This is a genomic window from Pseudomonas jinjuensis, from assembly GCF_900103845.1.
Lineage (GTDB): Bacteria > Pseudomonadota > Gammaproteobacteria > Pseudomonadales > Pseudomonadaceae > Pseudomonas > Pseudomonas jinjuensis.
In genome coordinates this window covers 267,934-288,416 of record NZ_FNIJ01000007.1, presented here as the reverse complement: position 1 = coordinate 288,416, position 20,483 = coordinate 267,934, and the positions used below count along the sequence as shown (strand labels likewise).

Sequence of the window (20,483 nt, the reverse complement as noted above, 5' to 3'; positions counted from 1 at the left end):
AGCCATCAGCGGGTGGCAGCAGGCTCGATAACCGGGAGTAGCATCACGGTTATCTATCTGGTAAGTTCGCCCGCTTGCAAGCGCGGGGCCGGCGATGCCGGAGAGGGATCATCCGCGACTGGATTAGCGAGAGTGAGAGGCGGTCATCCATGCCCACCAAAGCAAAGCAACAGAGCAGCCACCTTGTTCGTGGCTTCGAGCCCTACCAGGAAAAGAAGGGCGAGGAGTACATGAGTGAACCCATGCGCGCCCACTTCACCTCAATCCTCAACAAGTGGAAGGTTGAGCTGATGGAAGAAGTGGACCGCACCGTGCACCACATGCAGGACGAAGCGGCGAACTTCCCCGACCCGGCCGACCGCGCCAGTCAGGAAGAAGAGTTCAGCCTCGAGCTGCGCGCCCGCGACCGCGAGCGCAAGCTGATCAAGAAGATCGACGAGACCCTGCAGCTGATCGAAGACAACGATTACGGCTGGTGCGACTCGTGTGGCGTGGAAATCGGCATCCGCCGCCTCGAAGCCCGTCCCACCGCCACCCTCTGCATCGACTGCAAGACCCTGGCGGAAATCAAGGAAAAACAGATCGGCTCCTGAGTCGATCGATTCCCGGACGGGGCGCTGCGGCGCCCCGTTTCGTTTGTGTCGAGAAACCGCATGTCCGCATCCCGCTACGTAGGCCGCTTCGCCCCGACCCCCAGCGGCTACCTGCACTTCGGCTCGCTGGTAGCCGCCGTCGCCTCCTACCTGGACGCTCGCGCCGTCGGCGGCCGCTGGCTGGTGCGCATGGAAGACCTCGACCCGCCGCGGGAAGTCCCCGGCGCCCAGGCGGCGATCCTGGAAACCCTGGAGCGCTACGGCTTCGAATGGGATGGCGCGGTGGAGCGGCAGAGCGAGCGCGGCGACGCCTACGCGGCGGTCATCCAGCAATGGCTGCAGAGCGGCCTGGCCTACGCCTGCACCTGCTCGCGCAAGCAGCTGGGCGGTGGCCATGGCGTCTATCCGGGCACCTGCCGCAACGCCGGCCACGGCCTGGAAGACGCGGCCATCCGCATCCGCGTGCCGGAACTGGAATACGCCTTCGTCGACCGCGTGCAGGGCGAGTTCCGCCAGCATCTCGGCCGCGAGGTCGGCGACTTCATCATCCGCCGCCGCGACGGCCTGTACGCCTACCAGCTGGCGGTGGTGGCCGACGATGCCTGGCAGGGCGTGACCGACATCGTCCGCGGCGCCGACCTGCTGGACAACACCCCGCGCCAGCTCTACCTGCAGGAACTGCTCGGCCTTCCGCAGCCGAGCTACCTGCACGTGCCGCTGATCATCCAGCCGGACGGCCACAAGCTCGGCAAGTCCTACCGCTCCCCGCCGCTGCCGGCGGACCGGGCCGGCCCGCTGCTGGTCCGCGCCCTGCGCGCCCTGGGGCAGCAGCCGCCGGCCGAACTGGCCGCGACCATGCCGCACGAGGTACTCGCCTGGGGCACCGCGCACTGGGACGCCACGCGCATTCCCCGCCGACTGACGATAGAGGACGCGCGCCTCTAAGCTATTCAAGGCAGGCGGCTCCCTTGCCGGCGCATATCCGCTGCCTGTAGCCTGCCGGCCGAACTTCGAGAGGCATGTCATGTACATCTACCGACTGGTGCTGATCCTGGTAGTGGGCATCTACCTGTTCTCGCCCGCGATCATGGATTGGTGGACCGCTCCCAACGGCGCCTGGTACCGCCCGTATCTGCTGTGGCTGATCCTGATCGTCGTGACCTTCATCCTGCAGAGCCAGCGCGATGTCGACGACCTTTAGCCTTGCCCAGCTGATCCTGATCAGCGCCATCTACCTGGCGGTCCTGTTCGGCATCGCCTGGATCACCGAACGCGGCCTGGTGCCGCGCTGGCTGGTGCGCCACCCGGTGGTCTACACCCTGTCGCTGGGCGTGTACGCCAGCGCCTGGGCGTTCTACGGCACCGTGGGGCTGGCCTACGAGTACGGCTACGGCTTCCTGGCGATCTACCTCGGGGTGTCCGGCGCCTTCCTCCTGGCGCCGGTGCTGCTCTCGCCGATGCTGCGCATCACCCGCTCGTTCCAGCTTTCTTCTCTGGCCGACCTGTTCGCCTTCCGCTTCCGCAGCACCTGGGCCGGCGCGCTGACCACCCTGTTCATGCTGATCGCCGTGCTGCCGATGCTGGCCCTGCAGATCCAGGCGGTGACCGATTCCGTCCGCCTGCTCACCCGCCAGCCGGACCAGCCCCACGCCGGCCTGGCCTTCTGTGTGCTGATCAGCCTGGTCGCCATCCTCTTCGGCGCCCGCCGCATCACCACCCGCGAGCGCCATGAAGGGCTGGTCATGGCGATGGCCTTCGAGTCCCTGGTGAAGGTGGTGGCGCTCGGCTCCATCGGTGTGTTCGCCCTGTATGGCGTGTTCGACGGCCCGGACGGCCTGGAATTCTGGCTGATGCAGAACCAGTCGGCGCTCAACACCCTGCATACGCCGCTCGCCGAAGGCCCGTGGCGCACCCTGCTGCTGATGTTCTTCGCCTCGGCGATCGTCATGCCGCACATGTTCCACATGGGCTTCACCGAGAACCTCCGCCCGCGCTCGCTGCTCAGCGCCAGTTGGGGCCTGCCGCTGCTCCTGCTGCCGATGAGCCTGGCGGTGCCGCCGATCCTCTGGGCCGGCCTGTACCTCGGGCTGCCGCTGAATCCGGATTACTTCACCCTCGGCCTCGGTCTCGCCGCCGACAGCCCCGGCCTGGCGCTGGCCGCCTATATCGGCGGCGTCTCGGCGGCCAGCGGGCTGATCATCGTGATGACCCTGGCGCTGTCGGGCATGGTGCTCAACCACCTGGTGCTGCCGCTGTACCAGCCGCCCACCGAGGGCAACATCTACCGCTGGCTGAAGTGGACCCGCCGCGTGCTGGTGGTGACCATCGTCCTCGCCGGCTACGCCTTCTACAGCCTGCTCGGCGCCGACCAGGAACTGTCGGACCTGGGCATCGTCTCCTTCGTCGGCACCCTGCAGTTCCTCCCCGGCGCGCTGGCCGTACTGTACTGGCAGACCGCCAACCGCCGCGGCTTCATCGCCGGCCTGCTGGCCGGCATGGCGGTGTGGGCGATCACCCTGCTGCTGCCGCTGCTGAGCGACGTGCCGGGCCTGCAGCTGTCCGCGTTCGGCTCGGTCTACGTGCTCGAAGAAGGCAACTGGCACCTTGCCGCCCTCGCCTCGCTGGCGGCCAACGTGCTGGTGTTCACCCTGGTCTCGCTGTTCACCGAGGCCAGCGACGAGGAAAAGAGCGCCGCCGAAGCCTGTGCCGTGGACAACGTCCGCCGTCCGCAGCGCCGCGCACTGCTGGCCGGCTCGCCGCAGGAATTCGCCAGCCAGCTGGCCAAGCCGCTCGGCGCCAAGACCGCGCAGAAGGAAGTGGAACAGGCCCTGCGCGACCTGCACCTGCGCTTCGACGAGAGCCGCCCCTACGCCCTGCGCCGCCTGCGCGACCGCATCGAGGCGAACCTGTCCGGGCTGATGGGGCCGAGCGTGGCCCAGGACATCGTGGAAACCTTCCTGCCCTACAAGGCCGGCAGCGAAAGCTACGTCACCGAGGACATCCACTTCGTCGAGAGCCGGCTGGAGGACTACCACTCGCGCCTCACCGGCCTCGCCGCGGAACTCGACGCCCTGCGCCGCTACCACCGGCAGACCCTGCAGGACCTGCCGATGGGCGTCTGCTCGCTGGCCAAGGACCAGGAAATCCTCATGTGGAACCGCGCCATGGAGGAGCTGACCGGGGTCAGCGCGCAGGGCGTGGTCGGCTCGCGCCTGTCCGCCCTCGGCGAGCCCTGGCGCAGCCTGCTGGAAGACTTCATCGACTGCGGCGACGAGCACCTGCACAAGCAGCGCCTGTCCGTCGACGGGCAGGTCCGCTGGCTCAACCTGCACAAGGCGGCGATCGAGGAACCCCTGGCGCCGGGCAACAGCGGCCTGGTGCTGCTGGTCGAGGACCTCACCGAGACCCAGGCGCTGGAAGACAAGCTGGTCCATTCCGAACGCCTGGCTTCCATCGGCCGCCTCGCCGCCGGGGTCGCCCACGAGATCGGCAACCCCATCACCGGCATCGCCTGCCTGGCGCAGAACCTGCGCGAGGAGCGCGAGGGCGACGGCGAGCTGAAGGAGATCAGCGGGCAGATCCTCGAGCAGACCAAGCGCGTCTCGCGCATCGTCCAGTCGCTGATGAGCTTCGCCCATGCCGGCGGCAAGCAGGTGAATGTGGAGCCGGTGTGCCTGGCCGACGTTGCCCAGGAGGCCATCAGTCTGCTATCACTGAACCGGCGCAGCGTCGAAGTGCAGTTCTACAACCTGTGCGACCCGGACCACTGGGTGGAAGGCGATTCCCAGCGCCTGGCGCAAGTACTGATCAACCTGTTGTCCAACGCCCGCGATGCCTCCCCGCCCGGCGGCGCCATTCGCGTACGCAGCGAAGCATCGGAGCAGACCATCGACCTCATAGTGGAAGACGAAGGCAGCGGCATTCCCAAGGCGATCGTCGATCGCCTGTTCGAGCCGTTCTTCACCACCAAGGATCCGGGCAAGGGAACCGGCCTGGGGCTCGCGCTGGTCTATTCGATCGTGGAAGAGCATTATGGGCAGATCACCATAGACAGCCCGGCTGACCCCGAACACGAGCGCGGTACCCGCATTCGTGTGACCTTGCCGCGGCATCCTGGCCCGACGGCCGAGCAGTAACGAGCACGTCGAGAGAGCTGAATAAATGGCACATATCCTCATCGTCGAAGACGAAACCATCATCCGTTCCGCCCTGCGACGGTTGCTCGAGCGCAACCAGTACCAGGTCAGCGAGGCCGGCTCGGTACAGGAGGCGCAAGAGCGCTACAGCATCCCCTCCTTCGACATGATCGTCAGCGACCTGCGCCTGCCCGGTGCGCCCGGCACAGAACTGATCAAGCTGGCGCAGGGCACTCCGGTGCTGATCATGACCAGCTACGCCAGCCTGCGCTCGGCGGTCGACTCGATGAAGATGGGCGCGGTGGACTACATCGCCAAGCCCTTCGACCATGACGAGATGCTCCAGGCGGTGGCGCGCATCCTCAAGGACCGCCAGGAAGCCCGCAGCGCCCCGGCCGCCAGCGGCAGCGCCAAGCCGGCCGCCGAACGCGCCGCCGGCAGCGCCGCGGAGATCGACGGCGAGATCGGCATCATCGGCTCCTGTGCGCCGATGCAGGAACTCTTCGTGAAGATCCGCAAGGTCGCGCCGACCGACTCCAATGTCCTGATCCAGGGCGAGTCGGGCACCGGCAAGGAACTGGTCGCCCGCGCCCTGCACAACCTGTCGCGCCGCACCAAGGCGCCGCTGATCTCGGTGAACTGCGCGGCGATCCCGGAAACCCTGATCGAATCCGAACTGTTCGGCCACGAGAAGGGTGCCTTCACTGGCGCCAGCGCCGGCCGCGCCGGCCTGGTGGAAGCTGCCGACGGCGGCACCCTGTTCCTCGACGAGATCGGCGAACTGCCGCTGGAAGCCCAGGCCCGCCTGCTGCGCGTGCTGCAGGAAGGCGAGATCCGCCGGGTCGGCTCGGTGCAGTCGCAGAAGGTCGACGTGCGCCTGATCGCCGCCACCCACCGCGACCTGAAGATGCTGGCCAAGACCGGCCAGTTCCGCGAGGACCTCTATTACCGCCTGCACGTGATTTCCCTGAAGCTGCCGCCGCTGCGCGAGCGCGGCGCCGACGTGATGGAAATCGCCCGTTCCTTCCTGGCGCGCCAGTGCGCGCAGATGGGGCGCAGCGAACTGCGCTTCTCCCACGAAGCGGAACAGGCCATCCGCCACTACGCGTGGCCGGGCAACGTGCGCGAACTGGAAAACGCCATCGAGCGCGCGGTGATCCTCAGCGAGGGCCAGGAAATCCCCGCCGACCTGCTGGGCATCGACGTCGAACTCGACGACCTGGATGACGACCTGGGCGAGGAGCCGGAGAACCGCAACGCCAGCATCGTCACCAACCTCGAACCCACCGAGGACCTGTCGCTGGAGGACTACTTCCAGCACTTCGTCCTCGAGCACCAGGACCACATGACCGAGACCGAGCTGGCGCGCAAGCTCGGCATCAGCCGCAAATGCCTGTGGGAACGCCGCCAGCGCCTGGGCATTCCGCGGCGCAAATCGGGGGCCTCGGCCGACTCGTAACAGCGTGCCAAGCTGTTACCGCGGACATGCGCCGTAACAGAAGCCGGGTTCATCGGTAACGGGAACCCGGCTTTTTTGTGCCCTCACGGAACCACCCACTCCTCGCAAGCCATTGAAAATAAAGGATTTCAAAAAGTTGGCACGCCACCTGCTTACTGTATTGGCACAACAACAATAACAAGCGACAGACAAGACAATAAAAACAACACGTATCGACTCCAGCACAACAAAAACAAAATCGCGGAGGCGCAGCTAACTGATTCCCTTGGAGAAGGGTGAAAGCCGGGAGCAATCCCGCAACCAGTCGAAGAACAATAAAACTGCCCCGAGGCAGCGACGAAACTGGTTGGATCGCAAGATCGCCGTAGCTCAGCGACCAAAGCAATCCGTTAACTATTCACATCCCCACAACTGGGGAACCCCGAGGCGACTGGCCTCGCGGGACGGGTAGACAAACAAGAACAACAAGCCCGGCAAATAATAAAAATAAAAGCACGCACCTATTTGGGGGGGAGCTTCGGCTCCCCCAGTAGCTTCTGCCTCCCCCGCCGCTTTCCTACCCCGCATTTCCCGCTTTCGTTCACCATCTCCGCCCCGGATGCTAGAATCTGCGCCGTTTGCCGGCATAGAACACGCCGCCATTGGTTGCCGAGAGGCACGCTCGCACTTGCTCGTGCAAGCGGTACGGCAGACGATACGAGCTCATCCCGCTCACGATCGCCACGGAGCCGCCAGCGTGCAACCCAATCCAACAAGCTTCCGATTAGTGCATCCATGCTGAAAAAGCTGATCCAGTCCATCCGTTCCCCGCTGCGCCGCCAGCGCGCCATCCGCACTACCCCGGAAGTCTTCAGCAATCACCAGCATGCGCTGCGGCGCGAGCAGTTCAGCCGCAACGCGGTGAACGTGGTGGAGCGCCTGCAGAAGGCCGGCTACCTGGCCTACATCGTCGGCGGCGGCGTGCGCGACCCGCTGCTCGGCATCCCGCCGAAGGATTTCGACGTGGCCACCAGCGCCACGCCCGAGCAGGTCCGCGCCGAATTCCGCAATGCGCGGGTGATCGGCCGCCGCTTCAAGCTGGTGCATGTGCATTTCGGCCGCGAGATCATCGAGGTCGCCACCTTCCGCGCCCACCATCCGCAGGACGACGAGGACGGCGACAGCAGCAAGGCGTCGCGCAACGAGGCCGGACGCATCCTCCGCGACAACGTCTACGGCACCCTGGAAGACGATGCCCAGCGCCGCGACTTCACCATCAACGCGCTGTACTTCGACGTCACCAACGAACGCATCCTCGACTACGCCAGCGGCGTGCGCGACATCCGCAACCGCCTGGTGCGCCTGATCGGCACGCCCGAGCAGCGTTACCTCGAAGACCCGGTGCGCATGCTGCGGGCGGTGCGCTTCGCGGCGAAGCTCGACTTCGAGATCGAGAAGCACAGCGCCGAGCCGATCCGCCGCCTGGCCCACCTGCTGCGGGAAATCCCCTCGGCGCGGCTGTTCGACGAAGTGCTCAAGCTGTTCCTCAGCGGCCATGCCGAGCGCACCTTCGAACTGCTGGTCGAGTACGACCTGTTCGCCCCGCTGTTCCCGGCCAGCGCCAAGGCCCTGGAACGCGATCCCGAATACACCGGCAAGCTGATCCGCCAGGCGCTGGCCAATACCGATGCGCGCATCCACCAGGGCAAGCCGGTAACACCGGCGTTCCTCTTCGCCGCCCTGCTCTGGCCGGCCCTGCCCGCGCGCGTGCTGCAGCTGCAGGAGCGCGGCATGCCGCCGATCCCGGCGATGCAGGAGGCGGCCCAGGACATCGTCTACCAGCAGTGCCAGCGCACCGCGATTCCCAAGCGCTTCACCATCCCGATCCGCGAGATCTGGGACATGCAGGAACGCCTGCCGCGCCGCCAGGGCAAGCGCGCCGACCTGCTGCTGGAAAACCCGCGTTTCCGCGCCGGCTATGACTTCCTCCTGCTGCGCGAGAGCGCCGGCGAGGAAACCGGCGGCCTCGGCGACTGGTGGACCGACTACCAGGACGCCAGCGACAGCGAACGCCGCGGCATGATCCGCGGCCTCGCCAGCCAGGAAGACGGCGCGGCCCCGCGCAAGCGCCGTCGCGGCGGCAATCGCCGGCGTCGCGGCCCGCGCGGTGCCGGCGAGGGAGCCGCTGACGAATGAGCGAGCGCGTCTACATCGGCCTCGGCAGCAACCTCGCCGAGCCGCGCCGCCAACTGGAAACCGCCCTGGACGCCATCGGCGCCCTCCCCGGCTGCCGTCTGGCCGGCGTTTCCCCGCTCTACGCCAGCGATCCGCTCGGTCCGCCGGACCAGCCGCGCTACGTCAACGCCGTCGCCGCGCTGGATACCGGGCTGGAGCCGCTGCAACTGCTCGACGCGCTGCAGAAGATCGAGCTGGAACAGGGCCGGGTCCGCAAGGACGAACGCTGGGGCCCGCGCACGCTGGACCTGGACATCCTGCTGTTCGGCGAGCGGCTGATCGACGAGCCGCGCCTGCGCGTGCCGCACTACCACATGCAGGCGCGCGCCTTCGTGCTCTACCCACTGGCCGACCTGGCCCCGGACCTGCGCCTGGCGGACGGCCGGATGCTGGCGGAGATGCTGGCCGCCTGTCCGTTCGAAGGAATCGAGCGATTGCCCGGATGAACAGCACTGGGCGACGAACGGGTTGCTCAGTAACAGTCCGGTAACACCCCGTAATTGACTTCGGGTCCCCCCATCAGGACTATAAGTGCCCGTTTGCCATGCGCCGGCGCAGAACCGGCCTAACCAGGCAATGTGAAAAAATGTCGCACATGGCCTGTTACGAGGAACACTTTGATGCCTGATGTAACCTTGACCACCCTGCAGGGCATGAAGCAGAGCGGCGAAAAGATCGCCATGCTGACGGCCTACGATGCGACATTCGCGCATATCGCGAGCACGGCGGGAGCCGACGTTCTGCTCATCGGCGATTCCCTGGGCATGGTGCTGCAAGGTCATGACAGCACCCTGCCGGTGACGGTCGGCGAAATGGCCTACCACACCGCCTGCGTGAAGCGCGGCAACAAGGGCTCGCTGATCCTCACCGACCTGCCGTTCTCCTCCGCCACCTCGCTGCAGCAGACCCTGGCCGACTCGGTCGCGGTCATGCAGGCCGGCGCGCAGATGGTCAAGCTGGAAGGCGGCGCCTGGCTGGCCGAGCCGATCATCCGCCTGGCGCAGATGGGCGTGCCGGTGTGCGCGCACCTCGGCCTGACCCCGCAGTCGGTGAACCTGTTCGGCGGCTTCAAGGTCCAGGGCCGCCAGGAAGCCCAGGCGCGCCAGCTGCGCGCCGACGCCATCGCCCTGGAACAGGCCGGCGCCGCCATGCTGCTGCTGGAATGCGTGCCCTCGGCGCTGGCCCAGGAAATCAGCGAAGCGGTGAAGATCCCGGTGATCGGCATCGGCGCCGGCAACGGCACCGACGGCCAGGTGCTGGTGATGCACGACATGCTCGGCCTGTCGCTGTCCGGCCGCAGCCCGAAATTCGTCAGGAACTTCATGGAAGGCCAGCCGGACATCGCCTCGGCCATGGCCGCCTACGTCAAGGCCGTGAAAGACGGCAGCTTCCCGGGCCCCGAACACGGATTCTCCTCATGAACACAGTCAAGACCGTCCGCGAACTGCGCGCCGCCATCGCCCGCGCGCGCGGAGAAGGCAAGCGCATCGCCCTGGTGCCGACCATGGGCAACCTGCACGCCGGGCACGCCGCACTGGTCGCCAAGGCCGGCCAGCGCGCCGACTTCGTGGTCGCCAGCATCTTCGTCAACCCGCTGCAGTTCGGCCCCAGCGAGGACCTGGACAAGTATCCGCGCACCCTCGCCGCCGACCAGGAAAAGCTGCTCGAAGCCGGCTGCCACCTGCTGTTCGCCCCGGGCGTCGAGGAGATGTACCCGGACGGCAACGACGGCCAGACCATCATCAGCGTGCCCGGCGTTTCCGAGGGCATGTGCGGCGCCAGCCGCCCCGGCCATTTCGACGGCGTCGCCACCGTGGTCTGCAAGCTGCTGAACATGGTGCAGCCGGACATGGCGCTGTTCGGCGAGAAGGACTTCCAGCAACTGGCGGTGATCCGCAAGCTGGTGCGCGACCTGAACATTCCCGTGCAGATCTTCGGCGAGCCCACCGTGCGCGCCGAGGACGGCCTGGCGCTGTCCTCGCGCAACGGCTACCTGAACGAAGACCAGCGCGCCGTCGCCCCGGTGATCCAGCGCACCCTGAAGCAGCTCGGCTCGCGCCTGCAGGCCGGCGAGCGCGACTTCGTGCAGCTGATCGCCGACGGCCGCCAGCAGATCGAAGCGGCCGGCCTGCGCGTCGACTACCTGGAAATCCGCGAAGCCGTCGGCCTCAAGCCGGCCCGTGCCGAAGACAGGCAACTGGTCATCCTGGCAGCAGCCTTCCTCGGCAGCACCCGCCTGATCGACAATCTCGCGCTGCAGCTCGACTAACCCGACACGAGGCCCGCCCGGGCCTCGGTAACACCCAGCCACCCCCGTGCCGCCACCAAAAGAAGAGGAGCCCCGTCATGCATGCCATCATGCTCAAGGCCAAACTGCACCGCGCCGAAGTCACCCATGCCGTGCTCGACTATGAAGGCTCCTGCGCCATCGACGGCGAATGGCTGGACCTCTCCGGTATCCGCGAGTACGAACAGATCCAGATCTACAACGTCGACAACGGCGAGCGCTTCACCACCTACGCGATCCGCGCCGAGGAAGGCTCGCGCATGATCTCGGTGAACGGCGCCGCGGCGCACAAGGCCAAGGTTGGCGACCGCGTGATCATCTGCGCCTACGCGCAGTACAGCGAGGCCGAGCTGGCCAACTACCAGCCGCGCATGCTCTACATGGCGCCGGGCAACCAGTTGAGCCACACCAGCAACGCCATCCCGGTGCAGGTCGCCTGATCCACTGGAAAAAGCCCGGAACCCTCCGGGCTTTTTTGCTTTCGAAACACCGTTACAGCCCTTCCGCAGGTATCACATGGAACATCACCTCACCCCGCTGGATGCAACCCGCCTCGGTAGCTGGCAGGCGCTCACCGCGCACCGCCAGGATCTGCAGAACTTCAGCATGCGCCAGGCGTTCGCCGAAGATCCCAAGCGCTTCCAGCGCTTCTCCATCAGCGCCTGCGGCCTGTTCCTCGACTTCTCGAAGAACCTGATCCGTACCGACACCCTCGACCTGCTGGTGGCGCTGGCCAAGGAAGCGCATCTCGACGAGGCGATCCAGGCGATGTTCCGCGGCGAGGTGATCAACGCCTCCGAGCGCCGTCCGGTGCTGCACACCGCGCTGCGCCGGCCGATAGGCGACAAGGTGCTGGTCGATGGCGTCGACGTGATGCCGGAAGTCCATCGCGTGCTGCACCAGATCACCGAGCTGGTCGGCGCGGTGCACAACGGGCTGTGGCGCGGCTATACCGAGAAGCCGATCACCGACGTGGTGAACATCGGCATCGGCGGCTCCTTCCTCGGCCCGCAACTGGTCTCCGAGGCGCTGCTGCCGTTCGCCCAGAAGGGCGTGCGCTGTCACTACCTGGCGAACATCGACGGCAGCGAATTCCGCGAACTGGCCTCGCGCCTGAGCGCCGAGACCACGCTGTTCATCGTGTCCTCGAAGTCCTTCGGCACCCTGGAAACCCTGAAGAATGCCCAGGCCGCGCGCGCCTGGTACCTGGCCATGGGCGGCAACGAGGCCGAGCTGTACCGCCACTTCATCGCGGTATCGAGCAACCGCGAGGCCGCGGCGTCCTTCGGCATCCGTCCGGAAAACGTGTTCCCGATGTGGGACTGGGTCGGCGGGCGCTATTCGCTATGGTCGGCCATCGGCCTGCCGATCGCCATGTCCATCGGCATCTCCAACTTCAAGGAACTGCTGTCCGGCGCCCACAGCATGGACCAGCACTTCCTCACCGCGCCCTTCGCCGGCAACATCCCGATGCTGCTGGCCCTGCTCGGCGTCTGGTACGGCGACTTCTGGGGCGCGCGCAGCCATGCGATCCTGCCCTACGACTACTACCTGCGGAACATCACCGACCACCTGCAGCAGCTGGACATGGAGTCCAACGGCAAGAGCGTGCGCCAGGACGGCACCCCGGTTTCCGCCGGCACCGGCCCGGTGATCTGGGGCGGCGTCGGCTGCAACGGCCAGCACGCCTACCACCAGTTGCTGCACCAGGGCACGCACCTGATCCCGGCCGACTTCATCGTCCCGGTGTCGAGCTACAACCCGGTGGCCGATCATCACCAGTGGCTGTACGCCAACTGCCTGTCGCAGAGCCAGGCGCTGATGCTCGGCAAGACCCGCGCCGAGGCCGAGGCCGAACTGCGCGCCGGCGGCCTGGACGAGGCCGAGGTGCAGCGCCTGGCGCCGCACAAGGTGATCCCCGGCAATCGCCCGAGCAACACCCTGGTGATGGAACGCATCAGCCCCCGCCGCCTCGGCGCGCTGATCGCCATGTACGAGCACAAGGTCTACGTGCAGAGCGTGCTGTGGGGCATCAACGCCTTCGACCAGTGGGGCGTGGAGCTGGGCAAGGAACTGGGCAAGGGCGTCTACGGGCGCCTGGTGGGCAGCGAGGACTCTGCAGCCGAGGATGCGTCCACCCAAGGGCTGATCGACTACTTCCGCGGGCGGCATCGCGGCTGAACCCGATACGCAACGACAGAGCCCGGCCCCGCGCCGGGCTCTTCGTTACCAGCCCCGTTCGCCCCTCCGGCACTTGAACACATCCCCGCATTGGACCAGTCTTGGTCCAGACCTCCATTCCTGCGCACTCACAAAAACAAGGAAGCAGTCATGTTCGAAATCACCGTTCACCCGGTGCCGGACGCCGTTCGCAAGCGTGCCTACCTCGACGACGAGGCCTACCAGCGCCTCTACCGCCAGTCCGTCGAGCAGCCGGAAACCTTCTGGGGCGAACAGGCCAAGGCCTTCCTCGACTGGTTCAAGCCGTGGAACTCCGTACACCATGGCGACTTCGCCAAGGGCCAGGCCACCTGGTTCAAGGGCGGCCAGCTGAACGTCGCCTACAACTGCATCGACCGCCACCTGGAAAAGCGCGCCGACCAGATCGCCATCATCTGGGAAGGCGACAATCCCAGCGAATCCGCGCACATCACCTACCGCAAGCTGCACCACCACGTCTGCCGCCTGGCCAACGTGCTGAAGAGCCGCGGCGTGGAGAAAGGCGACCGGGTGTGCATCTACATGCCGATGATCCCGGAAGCCGCCTACGCCATGCTCGCCTGCGCGCGGATCGGCGCGATCCACTCGGTGGTGTTCGGCGGCTTCTCGCCGGACTCCCTGCGCGACCGCATCCTCGATTCCGACTGCCGCACCGTGATCACCGCCGACGAGGGCGTGCGCGGCGGCAAGTACATCCCGCTCAAGCAGAACGTGGAAAAGGCCCTGAAGGACTGCCCGAAGGTTTCCACCGTGGTGGTGGTCGAGCGCACCAGGGGCGAGATTCCCTGGGTCGAAGGCCGCGACCTCTGGTACCACGAGGCGCTGAAGGCGGCGAGCGACGACTGCGCGCCGGAGCCGATGGACGCCGAGGACCCGCTGTTCATCCTCTACACCTCCGGCTCCACCGGCAAACCCAAGGGCGTGCTGCACACCACCGGCGGCTACCTGCTGGGCTCGGCGATGACCCACAAGTACGTGTTCGACTACCACGACGGCGACATCTTCTGGTGCACCGCCGATGTCGGCTGGGTCACCGGCCACAGCTACATCGTCTACGGCCCGCTGGCCAACGGCGCCACCACCCTGATGTTCGAGGGCGTGCCGAACTATCCGGATTCCTCGCGCTTCTGGCAGGTGATCGACAAGCATCAGGTGAACGTCTTCTACACCGCTCCCACCGCCCTGCGCGCGCTGATGCGCGAAGGCGAGGCGCCGGTGCGGAAGACCTCCCGCGCCAGCCTGCGCCTGCTCGGCTCGGTGGGCGAGCCGATCAACCCGGAAGCCTGGGAGTGGTACTACAACGTGGTCGGAGAACGGCGCTGCCCGATCGTCGACACCTGGTGGCAGACCGAGACCGGCTGCATCCTGATCAGCCCGCTGCCGGGCGCCACCGCGCTCAAGCCCGGCTCGGCGACCCGTCCGTTCTTCGGCGTGCAGCCGGTGCTGCTCGACGAGAAGGGCGAGGAAATCGACGGCCCCGGCGCCGGCGTGCTGACGATCAAGGCCAGCTGGCCGAGCCAGATCCGCAGCGTGTACGGCGATCACCAGCGGATGGTCGATACCTACTTCAAGCCCTACCCCGGCTACTACTTCACCGGCGACGGCGCGCGCCGCGACGAGGATGGCTACTACTGGATCACCGGCCGGGTCGACGACGTGATCAACGTCTCCGGCCACCGCATCGGCACCGCCGAGGTGGAAAGCGCGCTGGTGCTGCACGACGCGGTCGCCGAGGCAGCCGTGGTGGGCTACCCGCACGATCTCAAGGGCCAGGGCATCTACGCCTTCGTCACCGCCATGAGCGGCATCCAGCCCAGCGACGAGCTGAAGCAGGAACTGCTCGCCCTGGTCGGCAAGGAGATCGGCAGTTTCGCCAAGCCCGAACTGATCCAGTGGGCGCCGGCCCTGCCGAAGACCCGTTCGGGCAAGATCATGCGGCGCATCCTGCGCAAGATCGCCTGCAACGAGTTGGAAAACCTCGGCGACACCTCGACGCTGGCCGATCCCGGCGTGGTGCAGGGGCTGATCGACAGCCGGCTGAACCAGTAGCCGGCCCTGGCGACAAGCTTCAGCGGCAAGCGGCAAGCAAGAGGTTACAGTTGTCTGTGCGCTCTAACTTGCAGCTTTCCGCCTGAAGCTCGAAGCTATTCGCCATGGAAAGCATTCGCCGTCACATCGAAAGCCAGGTGCTGAGCCTGACCGGCCTCGCCCTCGGCGGAGTCGATTTCGAATCGCCCAAGGGCGACCCCGGACTGTTCGGGCCGGATTCGGCCTGCTGGAAGGTGCACGGCGACTTCAGCTCGATGCTGATCGGCGGGGTCAGCGCGCTGCTCCTGCAGATGCTGCATCCGCTGGCCCTCGGCGGCGTCTGGGACCACTCCAACTTCCGCGCCGACATGCTCGGCCGCCTGCGCCGCACCGGCCAGTTCATCTCCGCCACCACCTATGGCCCGCGCGCCGACGCGGAGAAGCTGATCGACCGCGTGCGGCGCATCCACGACAACGTGCACGGCACCCTGCCCGACGGCCGCGCCTATTCCGCCAGCGATCCGGACCTGCTGACCTGGGTCCACGTCGCCGAGGTGAGCTGCTTCCTCAAGTCGCACCTGCGCTACCTCAACCCGGACCTGCCGGGCAGCGAGCAGGACCGCTACTACGACGAGATCGCCCTGGTCGCCGAACGCCTCGGCGCGCGCAACGTGCCGCGGAGTCGCCAGCAGGTCGCCGACTACCTGCAGGACATGCGCCCCCAGCTGCACTGCGACGAGCGCACCCGCGAAGTCGTCGAGGTGCTGCTCGATGCCCCGGCGCCGAGCCACTTCGCCCGCCCCTTCGGCGCCCTGATGCTGCGCGCCGGCATCGACCTGCTGCCGGACTGGGCCGGCGACATGCTCGGCCTGAGCATGAACACCGTGCAGCGCCAGCTGATCCGCGCCAGCGTCAGGCGCAGCGTGCCCCTGCTGCGCTGGGCCGTGCGCAACGGCTCGCTGCACCGGGCCAGGCGGCGCATGGGCCTGCCGCCGCTGCGCTGACGGCGCCGCCCCTCACCTGGAGTGGTGCCGCGCTCCCCTGCCTGTGTCACCATGCCTGTCTCGCGTCATTCCTCCAGAGGACCTGCGTCATGCAAGAAGTCGTTATCGTCGCTGCCACCCGCACCGCCATCGGCAGCTTCCAGGGCTCCCTGTCGTCCATTCCGGCTGCGGAACTGGGCGCCGCGGTCATTCGCCGCCTGCTCGAACAGACCGGCCTCGCCGCCGAGCAGCTGGACGAAGTGATCCTCGGCCAGACCCTCACCGCCGGCGCCGGCCAGAACCCGGCGCGCCAGGCCGCGATCAAGGCCGGCCTGCCGGTCGGCGTGCCGGCGATGACCGTCAACAAGGTCTGCGGCTCCGGCCTCAAGGCGCTGCACCTGGCCGCCCAGGCGATCCGCTGCGGCGACGCCGAGGCGATCATCGCCGGTGGCCAGGAGAGCATGAGCCTGGCGCCCTACGTCATGCCCGGAGCACGCACCGGCTTGCGCATGGGCCACGCGAAGATGGTCGACAGCATGATCAACGACGGCCTGTGGGACGCCTTCAACGACTACCACATGGGCATCACCGCCGAGAACCTGGTGGAGAAGTACGGCCTCAGCCGCGAAGAGCAGGACGCCTTCGCCGCCGAATCCCAGCGCAAGGCAGCAGCCGCCATCGAGGCCGGCCGCTTCAGGGACGAGATCACCCCGATCCTGATCCCGCAGCGCAAGGGCGAGCCGCTGGCCTTCGACACCGACGAGCAGGTCCGCGCCGGCACCACCGCCGAGTCCCTGGCCAAGCTGAAGCCGGCGTTCAGGAAGGACGGCAGCGTCACCGCCGGCAACGCCTCGACCCTCAACGACGGCGCCGCCGCGGTGCTGCTGATGAGCGCACGCAAGGCCGGGCAACTGGGCCTGCCGGTGCTGGCCAGGATCGCCGCCTACGCCAATGCCGGCGTCGATCCGTCGATCATGGGCATCGGCCCGGTATCCGCCACCCGCCGTTGCCTGGAAAAGGCCGGCTGGTCGCTGGACGACCTCGACCTGATCGAGGCCAACGAAGCCTTCGCCGCCCAGGCCCTGTCGGTCGGCAAGGAACTCGGCTGGGACGCTGCGAAAGTGAACGTCAACGGCGGCGCCATCGCCCTCGGCCACCCGATCGGCGCTTCCGGCTGCCGCGTGCTGGTGACCCTGCTGCACGAGATGATCCGCCGCGACGCGAAGAAGGGCCTGGCGACCCTGTGCATCGGCGGCGGCCAGGGCGTGGCGCTGGCTATCGAGCGCTAGGCGAGCTTCGCTTCCCCTCTTCCGCAGGGAGAGGGGAAGCTGCAAAACCGCCCCTTGTCCGCCCGCAATACTCCGCCCAGCCAGCTCCGCCATATTCCGCCGTGGAACTTCAACCCCGTGCCATACTCCTAGGCACGTCACGACGGAAAACGACACTCGCCATGTCCAAAGGATTGAAACGTTTCATCGGCGCCCTGGTGCTGGTGTTCCTTCTTTATTGCCTGCTGGGTTTCCTGATCGTCCCCGGCATCGCCCTGCGCGTCGCCAACCAGCAGCTCGCCAACTACGCGACGGTTCCGGCCCGTCTGGAACGCATCGAGCTCAACCCGCTCAGCCTGGAGCTGACCCTCTGGGGCCTGCACATCGGCCAGCCCGAAGTGCAGCAGGTGGGCTTCCGCCGCCTCTACGCCGATCTGCAATGGGACAGCCTCTGGCAGCGCCAGCTGCACCTTGCCGATGTGCAGCTGGAAGGCCCGCACAGCGAGGTGCTGTTCGCCGAGAACGGCACCCTCAACCTGACCCGGCTGTTCCGCCTGCCGCCCAGCCAGCCGGACGCCGCACCCGCCGGCGAGCCCTTCCCGCTGCGCATCGAGCGCATCCAGGTGGCCGAGGGCAGCCTGCACTTCCTCGACCAGCGTCCCAGCGAGCCGGTGGAGTTCGTCTTCGATCCGTTCGGCTTCGAACTGCACAACCTGACCACCCTGCCCGACCAGGGCGCCGACATGACCCTGGTCGCCACCGGCCCGCACGGCGGCCGGCTGGACTGGAAGGGCGACGTCAGCCTGGTGCCGATCACCTCCAGCGGCACCCTCACGGTCAAGGGCATCCCGCTCAAGGCCTGGTGGCCCTACGTGCGCGACAACGCCCCGCTGGTCCTCGAACAGGGTATGGTCGACCTTTCCTCCGACTATCGCCTGGACCTGTCCGAAGGCACCCAACTGCTGCTGGACAAGACCGCGCTGAACCTGAAGGACCTGTCGCTCAAGGCGCCGGACGACCGCCCCCTGCTCAGGCTGGCCAGCCTGGACGTGGCCGAAACCAGCCTGGACCTGGCCAAGCGCGAGGTGCTGGTGGGCCAGGTCCGCAGCAACGGCCTGGAAACCTGGGCCGCCCGGGAAAAGGACGGCCAGCTGGACTGGCAGAAGCTGTTCGCCAACTTCCAGCCGCCGGTGCGCAAGCCCGCTCCGGCGCCGGACCCCGTTCCCGCTGCCGAACCCGGCGCACAGCCGCCGGCGACCGAGGCAACACCGCCCACGGCAGCGGAAGCGCCCGCCAATGCCGACCAGAAGAATGCCGAACAGCAGCAGGCGCAAACGGCCGAACCTGCACCTGCACCTGCACCTGCACCTGCACCTGCACCTGCACCTGCCGCACAGCCTGAAGTCGCCGAGCCCGCGACACCAGCACCCGAGGCCGCCGAGAAGCCCTGGCATGTGGTGATCCGCGACACCCAGCTGCGCGGCTACAAGGTGCACCTCGCCGACCGCGTGCCCTCTCCGGAAGTGCCGCTGGAAGTCGGTCCGCTCGATCTTGACCTGCAGAACCTCGACAGCCTGCGGACCACGCCATTCGAGCTCAAGCTGAAGACCGGCCTGGGCAACCGCGGCCAGCTCGAAACCAGCGGCCAGGTCGTGCTGGAGCCGCTCAGCGCGAAACTGAAGGTGGTCACCCGCGACATCGACCTGCGTGTCGCCCAGTCCTACCTGTCTCCATTCATTCGCCTGGAACTGCGCAGCGGCTTCCTCGGCAGCGATCTCGCCGTGGACCTGAAGAGCGTCGAGCCTCTGGCCTTCAGCGTCGACGGCAAGGCCGAGGTGAGCCAGCTGCATACCCTGGACACCCTGAAGAGCCGCGACTTCGTCAAATGGCAGTTGCTGACCCTGGACGGCCTCGCCTATCGCCACGGCGACAGCCTGGCGATCCAGCGCGTGTCGCTCGAGCAGCCCTATGCGCGCTTCATCATCAACGAGGACCGCAGCACCAACGTCAGCGAGCTGATCGTCGAGCAGCCGGCCGCCTCCGGCCAGAGCACGGCCTCCAGCTCCGGCTCCGCCCAGGCCGCCGGCAAGCCGCTGGGCATCCACGTCGGTGGCGTGCGCATCAACGACGGCTCGGCCAACTTCGCCGACCTCACCCTGCGCCCCGACTTCGCCACGGCGATCCAGCAGCTCGGCGGCACCATCGGCAGCATCGACAACCGCAACCCGCAGCCGGCCAGCGTCGACGTCAAGGGCCGGGTCGACAGGTACGCGCCGGTGAGCATCAAGGGCAGCCTGAACCCCTTCTCGCCGCTGGAGAAACTGGACATCGCCACCAGCTTCAAGCGCGTCGAGCTGACCACCCTGACGCCCTACTCCGGCAAGTTCGCCGGCTACCGCATCCGCAAGGGCCGGCTGAACCTCGACCTGCACTACCGGATCACCAAGGGCCAGCTGCAGGCGGAGAACAGGGTGCTGGTCGAACACCTGCAGCTCGGCGAGAAGGTCGAAAGCCCGGACGCCGTCGACCTGCCGGTCAAGCTGGCGGTCGCCCTGCTCAAGGACGCCAACGGCAATATCGACATCTCCCTGCCGGTGCAGGGCGACCTGAACAACCCGCAGTTCAGCGTCATGCCGATCGTCTGGCAGACCCTGCGCAACCTGGTGGTGCGTGCGGTGCAGGCGCCGTTCAAGTTCATCGCCGGCCTGGCCGGCGGGGAAGGCCCCGACCTCGGCAACGTGACCTTCGCCGCCGGCTCCAGCGAACTCTCCGGCGACGCCCAGGCCAACCTGGACAAGCTGGCCGAAGCCCTCAAGCAGCGCCCCGCCCTGCGCCTGGAGGTGGAAGGCGTCAGCGCCGCCGCCAGCGACGGACCACCGCTGGCGGAACAGCGCCTGCAGCAGGAATTCCAGGCCAACTACTACCGCATCCTGCAGCGCCGCGGCGAGAAGCTGCCGGCCGACGCCAGCCAGCTGGAAGTACCGGAAGACATGCAACCGGCCCTGCTCGAAGGCATCTACCGCACGCGCCTGAAGCAGCAGCCGCCGGCGGAATGGAAGGAACTCGACGAGGACGAGCGCACGGCCAGACTGCGCAAGGCGGCCGTCGACTCCTGGTCGCAAAGCCAGGCGCTGCTGCGCAAGCTCGGCCAGGAGCGCGCCAAGCAGATCAAGGACTACCTGGTGTCCCGCGGAGGGCTCCCGGACGACCGCATCTATCTGATCGACGTCAGCCTGGGAGAGGCGGAGAATAACGGGGATGTCATCACCCAACTGCATCTGGACAGCGAGTGAAC

Annotated in this window: 15 protein-coding genes; all 15 read left to right on the top strand. The window is 67.2% G+C overall.

Annotated elements, in window-relative coordinates; genetic code table 11:
- The first annotated feature begins 149 nt into the window (after positions 1-149).
- Complete coding sequence (gene dksA / locus BLR75_RS12575) at positions 150-593, top strand: RNA polymerase-binding protein DksA (RefSeq protein ID WP_084312680.1); 444 nt, start codon at positions 150-152, stop codon at positions 591-593.
- Positions 594-653: 60 nt separating this feature from the next.
- The gene (gene gluQRS, locus BLR75_RS12570) at positions 654-1,538 is read left to right on the top strand and encodes a tRNA glutamyl-Q(34) synthetase GluQRS (protein ID WP_084312678.1); all 885 of its coding nucleotides are present in this window, start codon (positions 654-656) and stop codon (positions 1,536-1,538) included.
- Between the two features lie 79 nt (positions 1,539-1,617).
- Complete coding sequence (locus BLR75_RS12565) at positions 1,618-1,794, top strand: hypothetical protein (protein ID WP_090416064.1); 177 nt, start codon at positions 1,618-1,620, stop codon at positions 1,792-1,794.
- Positions 1,778-4,729 (top strand): sensor histidine kinase, encoded by a 2,952-nt coding sequence (locus tag BLR75_RS12560; protein ID WP_084312677.1) that lies wholly within the window; start codon positions 1,778-1,780, stop codon positions 4,727-4,729. Before BLR75_RS12565 ends, BLR75_RS12560 begins: the two co-directional genes overlap by 17 nt.
- A 25-nt stretch (positions 4,730-4,754) precedes the next feature.
- Positions 4,755-6,188: a sigma-54-dependent transcriptional regulator gene (locus BLR75_RS12555; protein WP_084312675.1), complete on the top strand. Its 1,434-nt coding sequence runs from the start codon at positions 4,755-4,757 to the stop codon at positions 6,186-6,188.
- A 774-nt stretch (positions 6,189-6,962) separates the two neighbouring features.
- Positions 6,963-8,363, top strand: coding sequence for a polynucleotide adenylyltransferase PcnB (locus BLR75_RS12550; RefSeq protein ID WP_084312673.1), 1,401 nt, complete (start codon positions 6,963-6,965; stop codon positions 8,361-8,363).
- On the top strand, positions 8,360-8,848 hold the full coding sequence (gene folK / locus BLR75_RS12545) for a 2-amino-4-hydroxy-6-hydroxymethyldihydropteridine diphosphokinase (RefSeq protein WP_084312671.1): 489 nt from the start codon (positions 8,360-8,362) through the stop codon (positions 8,846-8,848). The genes BLR75_RS12550 and folK overlap by 4 nt, the downstream gene beginning before the upstream one ends.
- A 174-nt stretch (positions 8,849-9,022) precedes the next feature.
- Positions 9,023-9,823: a 3-methyl-2-oxobutanoate hydroxymethyltransferase gene (gene panB / locus BLR75_RS12540; RefSeq protein ID WP_084312669.1), complete on the top strand. Its 801-nt coding sequence runs from the start codon at positions 9,023-9,025 to the stop codon at positions 9,821-9,823.
- Positions 9,820-10,671, top strand: coding sequence for a pantoate--beta-alanine ligase (gene panC, locus BLR75_RS12535; RefSeq protein WP_084312667.1), 852 nt, complete (start codon positions 9,820-9,822; stop codon positions 10,669-10,671). The genes panB and panC overlap by 4 nt, the downstream gene beginning before the upstream one ends.
- Positions 10,672-10,748: 77 nt before the next feature.
- Positions 10,749-11,129 (top strand): aspartate 1-decarboxylase, encoded by a 381-nt coding sequence (panD, locus tag BLR75_RS12530; protein WP_084312665.1) that lies wholly within the window; start codon positions 10,749-10,751, stop codon positions 11,127-11,129.
- Between the two features lie 76 nt (positions 11,130-11,205).
- Positions 11,206-12,870 carry a glucose-6-phosphate isomerase gene (pgi, locus tag BLR75_RS12525; protein WP_084312663.1) on the top strand — a complete coding sequence of 555 codons (1,665 nt, stop codon included), beginning with the start codon at positions 11,206-11,208 and terminating at the stop codon, positions 12,868-12,870.
- Positions 12,871-13,020: 150 nt separating this feature from the next.
- Positions 13,021-14,958, top strand: a complete 1,938-nt coding sequence (gene acs / locus BLR75_RS12520; RefSeq protein WP_084312662.1) for an acetate--CoA ligase — start codon at positions 13,021-13,023, stop codon at positions 14,956-14,958.
- 104 nt (positions 14,959-15,062) lie between these two features.
- Complete coding sequence (locus tag BLR75_RS12515; protein ID WP_084312660.1) at positions 15,063-15,941, top strand: oxygenase MpaB family protein; 879 nt, start codon at positions 15,063-15,065, stop codon at positions 15,939-15,941.
- 89 nt (positions 15,942-16,030) lie between these two features.
- Complete coding sequence (locus BLR75_RS12510; protein WP_084312658.1) at positions 16,031-17,209, top strand: acetyl-CoA C-acetyltransferase; 1,179 nt, start codon at positions 16,031-16,033, stop codon at positions 17,207-17,209.
- A 161-nt stretch (positions 17,210-17,370) separates the two neighbouring features.
- Complete coding sequence (locus BLR75_RS12505) at positions 17,371-20,481, top strand: DUF748 domain-containing protein (protein WP_084312656.1); 3,111 nt, start codon at positions 17,371-17,373, stop codon at positions 20,479-20,481.
- Positions 20,482-20,483: the final 2 nt, after the last annotated feature.

Excerpts from the sequence above, each read along its gene's own strand:
- BLR75_RS12565 (WP_090416064.1), top strand. The coding sequence starts at position 1,618 with ATGTACATCTACCGACTGGTGCTGATCCTGGTAGTGGGCATCTACCTG.
- panD (WP_084312665.1), top strand. The coding sequence starts at position 10,749 with ATGCATGCCATCATGCTCAAGGCCAAACTGCACCGCGCCGAAGTCACC.
- folK (WP_084312671.1), top strand. The coding sequence starts at position 8,360 with ATGAGCGAGCGCGTCTACATCGGCCTCGGCAGCAACCTCGCCGAGCCG.
- pgi (WP_084312663.1), top strand. The coding sequence starts at position 11,206 with ATGGAACATCACCTCACCCCGCTGGATGCAACCCGCCTCGGTAGCTGG.
- BLR75_RS12515 (WP_084312660.1), top strand. The coding sequence starts at position 15,063 with ATGGAAAGCATTCGCCGTCACATCGAAAGCCAGGTGCTGAGCCTGACC.
- acs (WP_084312662.1), top strand. The coding sequence starts at position 13,021 with ATGTTCGAAATCACCGTTCACCCGGTGCCGGACGCCGTTCGCAAGCGT.
- BLR75_RS12505 (WP_084312656.1), top strand. The coding sequence starts at position 17,371 with ATGTCCAAAGGATTGAAACGTTTCATCGGCGCCCTGGTGCTGGTGTTC.
- BLR75_RS12550 (WP_084312673.1), top strand. The coding sequence starts at position 6,963 with ATGCTGAAAAAGCTGATCCAGTCCATCCGTTCCCCGCTGCGCCGCCAG.
- BLR75_RS12510 (WP_084312658.1), top strand. The coding sequence starts at position 16,031 with ATGCAAGAAGTCGTTATCGTCGCTGCCACCCGCACCGCCATCGGCAGC.
- panB (WP_084312669.1), top strand. The coding sequence starts at position 9,023 with ATGCCTGATGTAACCTTGACCACCCTGCAGGGCATGAAGCAGAGCGGC.
- panC (WP_084312667.1), top strand. The coding sequence starts at position 9,820 with ATGAACACAGTCAAGACCGTCCGCGAACTGCGCGCCGCCATCGCCCGC.
- BLR75_RS12560 (WP_084312677.1), top strand. The coding sequence starts at position 1,778 with ATGTCGACGACCTTTAGCCTTGCCCAGCTGATCCTGATCAGCGCCATC.
- dksA (WP_084312680.1), top strand. The coding sequence starts at position 150 with ATGCCCACCAAAGCAAAGCAACAGAGCAGCCACCTTGTTCGTGGCTTC.
- BLR75_RS12555 (WP_084312675.1), top strand. The coding sequence starts at position 4,755 with ATGGCACATATCCTCATCGTCGAAGACGAAACCATCATCCGTTCCGCC.
- gluQRS (WP_084312678.1), top strand. The coding sequence starts at position 654 with ATGTCCGCATCCCGCTACGTAGGCCGCTTCGCCCCGACCCCCAGCGGC.